The following is a 12,609-nucleotide window of genomic DNA, read 5'->3' as shown; positions in this document are numbered from 1 at the left end:
TTCGCGAACGAGCGGCAGCTTCGCGAGCGACTCGTCCGTCACTGACGAGGGGGAACAGCAGGTGAGCATCACGGCCTCCGCGCCGACCGGCGCGACCGGCGGAACGGGCACCGGAGCCTCTTCGGGGGCGGGCATGGGCTTCGGCTTCTGCCGGGTCACCATCGTGGCCCCCGACAGCCGGATCGACGTGGCCCTGCCCGACGACGTACCGGTCGCCGACCTGTACCCGGAGATCCTGCGGCTCTCCCAGCAGAGCCTCGCCGAGGGCGCCCCGGTCGGCTACCACCTCGTCCGCCGCGACGGCACCGTCCTCGACGGCGCCCGCTCCTTCGCCGCGCAGCGCATCCTCGACGGCGAACTGCTCACCCTGCGCCCCTTCGCCGACTCCCTTCCGCCCGCCGTCTTCGACGACGTCTCCGAAGCGGTCGCATCCGCCGTCACCCGTGACCGTGCCCTGTGGAACGGCGGGTTGACGCGCGCCGCCGGTCTCGTCGCCGCCGGCATCCTGCCCGCGCTGCTCGCGTTCGTGGCCTGGAGCTCCCAGATCCACCACGACATGAACAGCCTCCAGGGCATCGTCGCCGGCCTCGCGGGCATCCTCCTCATCACCATCGCCTGCGTCCGCGCGCGCGTGTACGACGACCGGGGCTCGGCGGTCGCCCTGGGCCTGGGCGCGCTCCCGAACATCGCCGTGGCGGGCTCGGGACTGCTGCCCTTCTCCGAAGGGCAGGGCATCGGGCGACTCCAGTTCCTGCTCGCCTGTGCCGCCGTCCTCGTCGCCGCCGTAGTCCTCACCCTGGTGTCGCCCGGCGGCGACGGTCCCTTCGTGGCCTTCGTCTTCGCCTCCGCGATCGGCCTGCTGACGACGTTCGTCGCGATGCTCGCCGAGCTGAAGCCCATCGAGACGGCCGCCGTCTGCGCCCCGCTCTCGGTGTGCGCGCTCGCCTTCCTGCCGGGTCTGTCCATGCGCTTCGCCCGCCTCCCCATCGGCTTCGAACCGCCCAACCCCAGCCGCGGCGGCTACGGCGACGGCGAACCCGTGGCCCAGGAGCCCGTCGACGCCGAGCGCATCGCGGCCCGCGCCCGCCGCGGCCACGAACTCCTCGTCGGCCTGGTCGGCGGCTGCGCCCTCGTCTCCGTGGGCGCCTCGATCGTCCTCGGCTTCTCCAGCGACGTATGGGCCCAACTCCTCGCCCTCGCCACCGGCGTCGCGATGCTGATGCGCGCCCACCTGTTCCGCTACACCGCCCAGGTCGGCGCCACCCTCGCCGCAGGCCTGGCCGCCCTCGTCTTCCTGGGCCTCGGCCTCGCCCTGAACCCGCCGCACGCGTACGTGCGGGACGCGTTCCTGGGCGACCCGAACTCCCTCGACATCCGCAGCGTCTGGCTCGCGGCGGCCGTCGCCGCCTCCACCGCGCTGGTCACCGCCGTCGGCCTGATCACCCCGAAGCGCGGAGTCACCCCCTTCTGGGGCCGCTTCCTGGAGATCGCCGAGAGCTTCGTCCTGCTCACGCTGATCCCGCTGGCCCTGGCCGTCTTCGACGTGTACGCGCAGGCACGGGCGATGACCAGCTAGGGACCGTAGACACACGAGGAGGGGCGGCACGCACGCGTGCCGCCCCTCCTCGTGTGTCTCGGACTACTGCTCCTCCGGAGCCGGCTCCAGATCGAACTCCCCGTCCCGGGCCCCCAGCACGAACGCCCGCCACTCCGCCTCCGTGTACCGCAGCACGGTGTCCGGGTCGAGCGACGAACGCATCGCCACCGCCCCGTCGGGCAGGTCGGCGATCTCGACGCGCTCCTCGTGCTCCTCCGTGCCCGGCGCGCTGCGCCACTCGACGCCCGAGATGTCGAGGGCGTACAGCTCGTCCCGCTCCCGCTCCTTGCGCGCCTTGATCTCCTGCTCCGTCTCCGCCATGGCGAAGCGACCCCTTCCCGACGAATAGATCGTGATCCACGACCTACCTGTAGATCACGATCTACAGGTAGATGTAGAGCACCCTAGTGGCCATATCCGCCCCGGCCAGGGCCCTTCCCGGACCTGGACCGACGCGTCCCCCCAGGCTGGTACGCTGTGTAGCGGCCGTTTGTGTACGCACCCCCGAAGCTCACCGCTCCGGAGGCAGCGCCCAGCGGATCCCCGCCTTCCGAGTCACGGAAGCTCCCCTGAGAAGTGGACCAGGGGCACTCGGTGGCACATCAAAGACTACGAGGAGTACGCGTGTCGCTCGACGCCGCTACGAAGAAGCAGCTCATCAGTGAGTTCGGCCAGAAGGAGGGCGACACCGGCTCCCCCGAGGTCCAGGTCGCCATGCTCTCGCGCCGTATCTCGGACCTGACCGAGCACCTCAAGACCCACAAGCACGACCACCACTCCCGTCGTGGTCTGCTGATCCTGGTCGGTCAGCGCCGCCGGCTGCTCCAGTACCTGGCCAAGAAGGACATCCAGCGCTTCCGTGCGCTGGTCGACCGCCTGGGCATCCGCCGCGGTGCGGCCGGCGCTAAGTAAGACGCCGTGAAGGGAGCGGGTCCCGAGACGATCGGGAGCCGCTCCCTTTGCCGTACGTACGGAAACTCTGCCGTGCGTGCAGAAACATGCGGAGTGTCACTGACGCTTTGTAGTGTGGTAGCACAACGCAACACCACGAGGAGAAGTGCACCTCGCCGCCGCCGGTCCTCGGTAGTGGCCCCCGGGCGATGCGACCCGGGTGCTTCGATCGAAGACCGGCCCGCACCAGATGGAGCGCTTCTCCGCGCACGTCCCCCCGCCACACGGGCGGACCGGGACAAAAGACGAACGCAGACGAAAAGTAACGGAGAAAACGCTAGTGGAGAACGAGACCCACTACGCCGAGGCCGTCATTGACAACGGCTCCTTCGGCACCCGCACCATCCGCTTCGAGACGGGCCGCCTGGCCAAGCAGGCCGCCGGCTCCGCCGTGGCGTACCTGGACGACGACACCATGGTGCTGTCGGCCACCACCGCCTCCAAGAACCCCAAGGACCAGCTCGACTTCTTCCCCCTCACGGTGGACGTCGAGGAGCGGATGTACGCCGCCGGCAAGATCCCCGGCAGCTTCTTCCGCCGTGAGGGTCGGCCCTCCGAGGACGCGATCCTCACCTGCCGCCTGATCGACCGCCCGCTGCGCCCCTCCTTCAAGAAGGGCCTACGCAACGAGATCCAGGTCGTCGCGACGATCATGGCCCTCAACCCCGACCACCTGTACGACGTCGTGGCGATCAACGCCGCCTCCGCGTCCACGCAGCTGGCCGGTCTGCCCTTCTCCGGCCCGGTCGGCGGCGTCCGCGTCGCGCTGATCAACGGCCAGTGGGTCGCGTTCCCGACGCACACCGAGCTCGAGGACGCCGTCTTCGACATGGTCGTCGCCGGTCGCGTCCTGGAGGACGGCGACGTCGCGATCATGATGGTCGAGGCCGAGGCCACCGAGAAGACCATCCAGCTCGTGCAGGGCGGCGCCGAGGCGCCGACCGAGGAGGTCGTCGCCTCCGGTCTGGACGCCGCGAAGCCCTTCATCAAGGTGCTCTGCAAGGCGCAGGCCGACCTCGCCGCGAAGGCCGCCAAGCCGACCGGTGAGTTCCCGATCTTCCTCGACTACCAGGACGACGTCCTGGAGGCCCTCACCGCCGCCGTCCGCCCGGAGCTTGCCTCCGCGCTGACCATCGCCGGCAAGCAGGACCGCGAGGCCGAGCTGGACCGCGTCAAGGGTCTCGCCGCCGAGAAGCTCCTCCCGGAGTTCGAGGGCCGCGAGAAGGAGATCTCCGCCGCGTACCGCTCGCTGACCAAGTCCCTGGTCCGTGAGCGCGTCATCAAGGAGAAGAAGCGCATCGACGGCCGCGGCGTCACGGACATCCGTACGCTCGCCGCCGAGGTCGAGGCCATCCCGCGCGTGCACGGCTCGGCGCTGTTCGAGCGTGGCGAGACCCAGATCCTGGGCGTCACCACCCTCAACATGCTTCGCATGGAGCAGCAGTTGGACACCCTCTCCCCGGTGACCCGCAAGCGCTACATGCACAACTACAACTTCCCGCCGTACTCCGTCGGCGAGACCGGCCGCGTCGGTTCCCCCAAGCGCCGCGAGATCGGCCACGGTGCGCTCGCCGAGCGTGCCCTGGTCCCGGTCCTCCCGACGCGCGAGGAGTTCCCCTACGCGATCCGTCAGGTCTCCGAGGCCCTCGGTTCGAACGGCTCGACGTCCATGGGCTCGGTCTGCGCCTCCACCATGTCGCTGCTGAACGCCGGTGTGCCCCTCAAGGCCCCCGTCGCCGGTATCGCCATGGGCCTGATCTCCCAGGAGATCAACGGCGAGACGCACTACGTCGCCCTCACCGACATCCTCGGTGCGGAGGACGCCTTCGGCGACATGGACTTCAAGGTCGCCGGCACCAAGGAGTTCGTCACCGCCCTCCAGCTCGACACCAAGCTGGACGGCATCCCCGCCTCCGTCCTGGCCGCCGCCCTCAAGCAGGCCCGTGACGCCCGCCTCCACATCCTCGACGTGATGATGGAAGCGATCGACACGCCGGACGAGATGTCCCCGAACGCCCCGCGGATCATCACCGTCAAGATCCCCGTGGACAAGATCGGCGAGGTCATCGGCCCGAAGGGCAAGATGATCAACCAGATCCAGGAGGACACCGGCGCCGAGATCACGATCGAGGACGACGGCACCATCTACATCGGTGCCCAGGTCGGCTCGCAGGCCGAGGCCGCCCGCGCCACGATCAACGGCATCGCCAACCCGACCATGCCGGAGGTCGGCGAGCGCTACCTGGGTACGGTCGTCAAGACCACCACCTTCGGCGCGTTCGTGTCGCTGCTCCCGGGCAAGGACGGTCTGCTGCACATCTCGCAGATCCGCAAGCTCGCCGGCGGCAAGCGCGTGGAGAACGTCGAGGACGTCGTCGGTGTGGGCCAGAAGGTCCAGGTCGAGATCGCCGAGATCGACTCCCGCGGCAAGCTCTCCCTGATCCCCGTCATCGAGGGTGAAGAGAACGCCGAGGACGACAAGAAGGACGACGGCGACAAGTGACGTCGACCAGCACCACGACGACGGCCCGCACCTCCGAGGAGGTGCGGGCCGTCGCCCGTACGCAAACCCTCATCCAGGGCACCAACGGCATCGGTACGGTCCGTAAGACCACCCTCCCGGGCGGCCTGCGCATCGTCACCGAGACGCTGCCCTCGGTCCGCTCCGCGACCTTCGGCATCTGGGCACACGTCGGCTCCCGCGACGAGACGCCGTCCCTGAACGGCGCCACGCACTACCTGGAGCACCTGCTCTTCAAGGGCACGCACACGCGCAGCGCGCTGGACATCTCCTCCGCGATCGACGCGGTCGGCGGCGAGATGAACGCGTTCACGGCGAAGGAGTACACGTGCTACTACGCGCGCGTGCTCGACACCGACCTGCCGCTCGCCATCGACGTGGTCTGCGACATGCTGACGCACTCCCTGATCCGCGAGGAGGACGTCAACGTCGAGCGCGGCGCCATCCTCGAAGAGATCGCGATGACGGAGGACGACCCGGGCGACTGCGTGCACGACCTGTTCGCGCGCACGATGTTCGGCGACAACCCCCTCGGCCGCCCGGTCCTCGGCACGGTCGACACCGTCAACGCCCTCACCGCGGACCGCATCCGCCGCTTCTACAAGAAGCACTACGACCCGACCCACCTCGTGGTCGCGGCCGCGGGCAACATCGACCACGACAAGGTCGTACGACAGGTCCGTGCCGCCTTCGAGAAGGCCGGTGCCTTCAAGAACGCCCAGGCCGCGCCCATCGCCCCACGCGACGGCCGCCGCGCCCTGCGCACCGCGGGCCGCGTCGAGCTGATCGGCCGCAAGACGGAGCAGGCGCACGTCGTCCTCGGCATGCCGGGCCTGGCCCGCACCGACGAGCGCCGCTGGGCCCTGGGGGTCCTCAACACGGCCCTCGGCGGCGGCATGTCCTCCCGGCTCTTCCAGGAGGTCCGGGAGAAGCGCGGCCTGGCCTACAGCGTGTACTCGTACACGTCCGGCTTCGCCGACTGCGGCCTCTTCGGCGTCTACGCCGGCTGCCGGCCCTCGCAGGTCCACGACGTGCTGAAGATCTGCCGCGACGAACTCGACCAGGTCGCCGCGAACGGCCTGTCCGACGACGAGATCGGCCGTGCCGTGGGCCAGCTCCAGGGCTCCACCGTCCTGGGCCTCGAAGACACGGGCGCGCTGATGAACCGCATCGGCAAGAGCGAGCTGTGCTGGGGCGAACAGATGTCCGTCGACGACCTGCTGGACAGGATCGCGTCGGTCACCCCGGACGAGGTCCGCTCGGTCGCCCGCGAGATCCTGGGACAGCGGCCCTCGCTGGCGGTCATCGGCCCGCTCAAGGACAAACAGGCGGCCCGACTCCAGGACGCCGTCGCCTAACACCAGTCGTAAGGAAGCAAGAACGATGAGCCAACTGCGCGTGGCGGTCCTCGGTGCCCAGGGCCGTATCGGTTCGGAGGCCGTACGAGCCGTCGAGGCCGCCGAGGACATGGAACTGGTGGCCGCCCTGGGCCGCGGCGACAGCCTGGAGGCGCTCACGGCGAACGGCGCCCAGGTCGCGGTCGAACTGACCACCCCCGCCTCGGTGATGGACAACCTCGACTTCTGTGTGGGCCACGGCATCCACGCGGTCGTCGGTACGACGGGCTGGACCGACGAGCGTCTCGCGCAGTTGACCGGCTGGCTGGACAAGTCCCCGCAGACGGGCGTCCTCATCGCGCCCAACTTCTCCATCGGGGCCGTCCTGACCATGAAGTTCGCGCAGATCGCCGCGCCCTACTTCGAGTCGGTCGAGGTCATCGAACTGCACCACCCGAACAAGGTGGACGCCCCCAGCGGCACCGCCACCCGCACGGCCCAGCTCATCGCCGAGGCCCGTGCCAAGGCGGGCTCGGCCCCCGCACCGGACGCCACCACCACGGCCCTGGACGGGGCGCGCGGTGCGGACGTCGACGGCATCCCGGTGCACGCCGTCCGGCTGCGCGGCCTGCTGGCCCACCAGGAGGTCCTGCTGGGCGGCGAGGGCGAGACCTTGACCGTCCGGCACGACTCCCTGCACCACAGCAGCTTCATGCCGGGCATCCTGCTCGGCGCCCGCCGCGTGGTGACCACCCCGGGCCTCACGTTCGGCCTGGAGCACTTCCTGGACCTGGGCTGACATGCGCGCCAAGCTCAGCTACGGCGTCACGGCTGCCGTCCTGGTCTTCTACTTCGTCCTGGTCGGCAGCCGCGGCGTCATGCTCATACAGTCGGGCACGGTCATCACCGTCACCTTCGGGATCGCGGTCCTGATCCTGCCGGTGATCGGCGTGTGGTTCCTCTGGAAGAACACCCAGTTCGTCCGCAAGGCCAACCGCCTCGCCGCCGAACTCGACGCCGAAGGCGGCCTGCCCGTCGACGAGTTGAGGCGTACACCGGGCGGCCGCATCGACCGCGACTCAGCCGACGAGGTCTTCGCCAGGCGCAAGGCCGAGACGGAGGACGCCCCGGACGACTGGCGCAGTTGGTTCCGCCTCGCCGTCGCCTACCACGACGCCCGCGACACCCCCCGCGCCCGCAAGGCGATGCAACGCGCGATCGCCCTGCACGACGGCAGACCGGTCCAGGTCTGAGCCCGTACATGCCGAAGGGGCCGGCCCGCACTCGCTGCGGACCGGCCCCTTCGGCATACGGCTGCTGCCGGGCGGTCAGCTCCGCCGGTACTCGTCGGACCACACCTCGACCGAGTCCGCGGCCCGGTCGAAGGCGGAGGCACGCGCCACGAAGTCGAGCTCGTGCGTGGTCAGCAGCGCGGTCACGTCCTCGGGAGCCCGGTCCTTCCGTACGAGGACCAGTGCCTGCCCCTGGACCGTGCGCGGCAGCCCGAGCCAGCGCACCGGCTGCTGCACCGTCCGCACCGCGACGACCCGGTCCCACCGCACCGTACGGGTGAAGAGGAACCGCACCCGGCGCAGCCCGCGCGCGCTCACCCACACGCCCATGCGCAGCAGCCGCAGGGAGCAGACGATGACGGCCGCCGCGATGCCGAGGATCACTCCGGCCTCGGACGGCGAGCCAGTCAAGGCGATGATGACCGCCGCGAACAGCACGTACGACGCGAGCAGCAGGACGAGCGCCGCCACCGCCACCCGCCACGGTCCGGGCCGGTAGGGGCGGCGCCAGCGGTCGCGGTCGTCGAACGGCAGCGCGAGCTCGTCCGCGGCCTCGAACGCGCGGTCGGCCGTAAGGAAGGGCAGGGGCACGGCTGGTGTCCTCACTGAATTCCATGCGTGGGCTGTGCCCGGTGAGGCTATCCGGCCGTGTTCCCGCTCACCACCCTTGGGGGTCCGGATGAGTCAAGACCCACTACGTGCCTGGTCAGCGGTTGTCGGCGGCCTGCGACTGTTGGTTCTGTGTCGCGAGGTTGTTCTGGGACAGCGCCGGCATCCCGAGGACCAGGGAACCCACGATTCCGGCGATGAGGGTGAGACCCAGGAGCCAGCGCCCGGCTATCTGACTGGCGGAGGCGCGCTCATGGGGTGGCGGGGTGACGTTGCTGCGGAATCGGTCGGTCTCGGCGATGAAGGCGAACGGGACGGGTTCGCGCCGACGGAACATCGGTGGTGCATCTCCCTTCGGGGATCGAACGGGTGGCTCTCACCAAGACAGACGAGCGAACGCCCCGAAAGGTGCCAGGTTTCACCGACTTCACTCGGTCACGCCAGGGAACACCCCGTTTGGTGGGCCGTAGAGTGGCGCTCGCAAAAACCCAAGATGGGAAGGACCCTCCGAACCGTGACCCCCACCTCCGACGACGATTTCAAGATCGACTTCCGCAGCGATGTCACCGTTGAGCTGGTCAAAAGCAAGGCGGCGGACTCCGACGTGCTGTTCGCGGCCCGTGTGTCGACCGTCGGCGAGCAGTCCCTGGACGAGATGGGCAAGGACCCCGAGGGCTCCAAGGGGTTGATCAACTTTCTGATGCGGGACCGGCACGGCAGCCCGTTCGAGCACAACTCGATGACCTTCTTCATCAGCGCCCCGATCTTCGTGTTCCGTGAGTTCATGCGGCACCGGGTGGGCTGGTCCTACAACGAGGAGTCGGGTCGCTACCGGGAGCTGGAGCCGGTGTTCTACGTGCCGGACACCAAGCGCAAGCTCGTCCAGCAGGGGCGGCCGGGCAAGTACGTGTTCGTCGAGGGAACTCCGGAACAGCACCAGTTCGTGGAGCGAACGATGGAGGACTCCTACCGCCAGTCGTACGGGGCGTACCAGGAGATGCTCGCCGTCGGCGTCGCCCGTGAGGTCGCCCGCGCGGTCCTCCCGGTCGGCCTCTTCTCCTCGATGTACGCCACGTGCAACGCACGCTCGCTCATGCACTTCCTCGGCCTGCGCACCCAGCACGAGCTGGCGAAGGTCCCGTCCTTCCCGCAGCGGGAGATCGAGATGGTCGGCGAGAAGATGGAGGAGCAGTGGGCCAAGCTCATGCCGCTCACCTACGCCGCGTTCAACGCAAACGGCCGTGTCGCCCCGTAGCGCACCTCTGTTTGCCGGTCGGGCACACATGTGCGGACGGCCTGCGCGAAGTGTCCGTATTGCGGCATTTGGAGAAGTTCATCTAGCCTGATCAAACGGACCCGGCACTGCTTGAACCCCCGAGCAGGCAGTGCCGGGCTCCACATTTGTCACGACTTGTCGCCTGCCCCGAGGGCAGACCCCGCATTGAGCAGCGAGTAGCGTGTTACCCATGGCTCCGACCTCCACTCCGCAGACCCCCTTCGGGCGGGTCCTCACCGCCATGGTCACGCCCTTCACGGCGGACGGCGCACTCGACCTCGACGGCGCCCAGCGGCTCGCTACCCACCTGGTGGACGCAGGCAACGACGGCCTGGTCATCAACGGCACCACCGGTGAGTCCCCGACCACCAGCGACGCGGAGAAAGCGGATCTCGTACGAGCCGTACTGGAAGCGGTCGGCGACCGGGCCCACGTCATCGCGGGCGTCGGCACCAACGACACCCACCACAGCGTCGAACTCGCCCGTACGGCCGAACGCACCGGCGCACACGGCCTGCTCGTCGTCACGCCGTACTACAACAAGCCCCCGCAGGAGGGCCTGTACCGGCACTTCACCACGGTCGCGGACGCCGCCGAACTGCCGGTCATGCTCTACGACATCCCCGGCCGCAGCGGCGTCCCGGTCGGCACCGAGACACTGGTCCGACTCGCCGAGCACCCGAGGATCGTCGCCAACAAGGACGCCAAGGGCGACCTCGGCCGCGCCAGTTGGGCCATCGCCCGGACCGGCCTGGCCTGGTACTCCGGCGACGACATGCTGAACCTGCCGCTGCTCTCCGTGGGCGCGGTCGGCTTCGTCTCGGTCGTCGGCCATGTGGTCACCCCCGAACTGCGCACCCTGGTGGAGGCGTACGTCTCCGGCGACGTCCAGAAGGCCACCGAGATCCACCAGAAGCTGCTCCCCGTCTACACCGGCATGTTCCGCACCCAGGGCGTCATGACGGCCAAGGCCGCGCTCGCCCTCCAGGGACTGCCCGCCGGACCGCTGCGCTCACCCATGATCGAGTGCTCGCCCGAGGAGATCGCCCAGCTCAAGATCGATCTTGCCGCCGGCGGGGTACAGCTCTGACAACGGACTTCACAACTGAATACGCAGGGCCTCGGCGCCTGCACCCCACACAGACAACAGCACTTGCACGAACGTCATGCGCGCCACGTGCCCACCGGTACGTGGCGCGCATGGGTAGGAGAGTCTTTTGAGTCATCCGCATCCTGAACTCGCCCCGCCGCCCAAGCTCCCCGAGGGCGGCCTGAGGGTCACCCCACTCGGCGGCCTCGGGGAAATCGGCCGAAACATGACGGTCTTCGAATACGGCGGCCGCCTACTCATCGTCGACTGCGGCGTGCTCTTCCCCGAGGAGGAGCAGCCCGGAATCGACCTGATCCTGCCGGACTTCACGTCCATCAGGGACCGTCTCGACGACATCGACGGCATCGTCCTCACGCACGGCCACGAGGACCACATCGGTGGAGTCCCGTTCCTCCTTCGCGAGAAGGCGGACATCCCACTGATCGGCTCCAAGCTGACCCTCGCTCTCATCGAGGCGAAACTCCAGGAGCACCGCATCCGCCCGTACACGCTCGAGGTCGCCGAGGGGCACCGCGAGCGCATCGGCCCCTTCGACTGCGAGTTCGTCGCGGTCAACCACTCGATCCCGGACGCGCTCGCGGTCGCCATCCGCACACCCGCGGGCATGGTCGTCCACACCGGCGACTTCAAGATGGACCAGTTGCCGCTGGACGGTCGGCTGACAGATCTACACGCGTTCGCACGGTTGAGCGAGGAGGGCATCGACCTGCTCCTCGCCGACTCGACCAACGCCGAGGTGCCTGGATTCGTCCCGCCCGAGCGGGACATCTCCAACGTCCTGCGGCAGGTCTTCGCCGGCGCCCGCAAGCGCATCATCGTGGCGAGCTTCGCCAGCCACGTGCACCGCATCCAGCAGATCCTGGACACGGCCCACGAGTACGGCCGCCGGGTCGCCTTCGTCGGCCGCTCGATGGTCCGCAACATGGGCATCGCGCGTGACCTCGGCTACCTGAAGGTTCCGCCGGGCCTGGTCGTCGACGTCAAGACGCTCGACGACCTCCCGGACAGCGAGGTCGTCCTGGTCTGCACGGGCTCGCAGGGCGAACCGATGGCCGCCCTGTCCCGGATGGCCAACCGCGACCACCAGATCCGCATCGTCGCCGGGGACACGGTGATCCTGGCGTCCTCACTCATCCCTGGCAACGAGAACGCCGTCTACCGCGTGATCAACGGCCTCACCCGCTGGGGCGCGAACGTGGTCCACAAGGGCAACGCCAAGGTCCACGTCTCCGGACACGCCTCGGCCGGCGAGCTGCTGTACTTCTACAACATCTGCCGCCCGAAGAATCTGATGCCGGTCCACGGCGAATGGCGCCACCTACGGGCCAACGCCGAACTGGGCGCCATGACCGGCGTCCCGCACGACCGGATCGTCATCGCCGAGGACGGCGTGGTCGTCGACCTCGTCGGAGGCAAGGCCAAGATCTCGGGCAAGGTCCAGGCGGGTTACGTCTACGTCGACGGCCTGTCGGTCGGCGATGTCGGCGAACCCGCGCTGAAGGACCGCAGGATCCTGGGCGACGAGGGCATCATCTCGGTCTTCGTCGTGGTGGACGCGTCCACCGGCAAGATCACGGGCGGCCCGCACATCCAGGCCCGGGGCTCCGGCATCGAGGACTCCGCCTTCGTGGAGGTGGTCCCGAGGATCACGGAGGTCCTGGAGCGCTCGGCCCAGGACGGCGTGGTGGAGCCCCACCAACTGCAGCAACTGATCCGCCGCACGCTGGGCAAGTGGGTCTCGGACAACTACCGCCGCAGGCCGATGATCCTCCCGGTCGTCGTGGAGGTCTGACCGTCGTACGGCCCCCTCGTACGCGTGAACCTGGCCCTTCGGCTTCCAGGCCGCCGCGTACGCCGAGGACCAGGCCGAGGAGTCGTATGCGCCGGTGGTGTGCGGGCCGGCGTCGTGGCCGTG

General features: G+C 69.1%; 12 protein-coding genes. 9 read left to right on the top strand and 3 right to left on the bottom strand.

What is annotated here, in order from left to right; all coding sequences use genetic code 11:
* The first annotated feature begins 61 nt into the window (after nt 1-61).
* The gene (gene eccD, locus ABZT04_RS41080) at nt 62-1,576 is read left to right on the top strand and encodes a type VII secretion integral membrane protein EccD (protein WP_356064451.1); all 1,515 of its coding nucleotides are present in this window, start codon (nt 62-64) and stop codon (nt 1,574-1,576) included.
* Nucleotides 1,577-1,639: 63 nt separating this feature from the next.
* Here the strand turns inward: eccD and ABZT04_RS41075 are convergent, their stop codons facing one another.
* On the bottom strand, nt 1,640-1,918 hold the full coding sequence (locus ABZT04_RS41075; RefSeq protein ID WP_355924180.1) for a DUF397 domain-containing protein: 279 nt from the start codon (nt 1,916-1,918) through the stop codon (nt 1,640-1,642).
* A 303-nt stretch (nt 1,919-2,221) separates the two neighbouring features.
* Here ABZT04_RS41075 and rpsO point away from each other — a divergent pair, with 303 nt between their 5' ends.
* The 5 genes from rpsO (at nt 2,222) to ABZT04_RS41050 (ending at nt 7,659) form a co-directional block, all read left to right on the top strand.
* Complete coding sequence (gene rpsO / locus ABZT04_RS41070) at nt 2,222-2,509, top strand: 30S ribosomal protein S15 (protein ID WP_019064787.1); 288 nt, start codon at nt 2,222-2,224, stop codon at nt 2,507-2,509.
* A gap of 319 nt (nt 2,510-2,828) precedes the next feature.
* Nucleotides 2,829-5,051, top strand: a complete 2,223-nt coding sequence (locus ABZT04_RS41065) for a polyribonucleotide nucleotidyltransferase (RefSeq protein WP_356064447.1) — start codon at nt 2,829-2,831, stop codon at nt 5,049-5,051.
* Entirely contained in the window at nt 5,048-6,427 is a 1,380-nt protein-coding gene (locus ABZT04_RS41060; RefSeq protein WP_356064444.1) for a pitrilysin family protein, read from the top strand. Before ABZT04_RS41065 ends, ABZT04_RS41060 begins: the two co-directional genes overlap by 4 nt.
* Nucleotides 6,428-6,452: 25 nt before the next feature.
* Nucleotides 6,453-7,205, top strand: coding sequence for a 4-hydroxy-tetrahydrodipicolinate reductase (gene dapB / locus ABZT04_RS41055; protein WP_356064442.1), 753 nt, complete (start codon nt 6,453-6,455; stop codon nt 7,203-7,205).
* Between the two features lies 1 nt (nt 7,206).
* The gene (locus ABZT04_RS41050; RefSeq protein ID WP_356064440.1) at nt 7,207-7,659 is read left to right on the top strand and encodes a tetratricopeptide repeat protein; all 453 of its coding nucleotides are present in this window, start codon (nt 7,207-7,209) and stop codon (nt 7,657-7,659) included.
* A 75-nt stretch (nt 7,660-7,734) separates the two neighbouring features.
* Here the strand turns inward: ABZT04_RS41050 and ABZT04_RS41045 are convergent, their stop codons facing one another.
* Nucleotides 7,735-8,289, bottom strand: coding sequence for a hypothetical protein (locus ABZT04_RS41045; RefSeq protein ID WP_356064437.1), 555 nt, complete (start codon nt 8,287-8,289; stop codon nt 7,735-7,737).
* A 115-nt stretch (nt 8,290-8,404) separates the two neighbouring features.
* Nucleotides 8,405-8,644, bottom strand: coding sequence for a hypothetical protein (locus tag ABZT04_RS41040; protein ID WP_356064435.1), 240 nt, complete (start codon nt 8,642-8,644; stop codon nt 8,405-8,407).
* Nucleotides 8,645-8,821: 177 nt separating this feature from the next.
* On the opposite strand from ABZT04_RS41040, the gene thyX reads away from it, so the two are divergent.
* The 3 genes from thyX (at nt 8,822) to ABZT04_RS41025 (ending at nt 12,486) form a co-directional block, all read left to right on the top strand.
* Nucleotides 8,822-9,562, top strand: a complete 741-nt coding sequence (gene thyX, locus ABZT04_RS41035; protein ID WP_356064432.1) for an FAD-dependent thymidylate synthase — start codon at nt 8,822-8,824, stop codon at nt 9,560-9,562.
* A gap of 211 nt (nt 9,563-9,773) precedes the next feature.
* A complete protein-coding gene (dapA, locus tag ABZT04_RS41030) occupies nt 9,774-10,673 on the top strand; it encodes a 4-hydroxy-tetrahydrodipicolinate synthase (protein WP_356064429.1) in 900 nt (299 codons plus the stop codon).
* 127 nt (nt 10,674-10,800) lie between these two features.
* A complete protein-coding gene (locus ABZT04_RS41025; protein ID WP_356064427.1) occupies nt 10,801-12,486 on the top strand; it encodes a ribonuclease J in 1,686 nt (561 codons plus the stop codon).
* Nucleotides 12,487-12,609 lie beyond the last annotated feature (123 nt).

Origin of the sequence: Streptomyces sp. NPDC005492, from assembly GCF_040605995.1 — a bacterium.
Classification (GTDB): Bacteria; Actinomycetota; Actinomycetes; order Streptomycetales; family Streptomycetaceae; genus Streptomyces.
The sequence above is the reverse complement of the archived record's forward strand: the minus strand, read 5'-3'. Positions and strand labels throughout refer to the sequence as shown.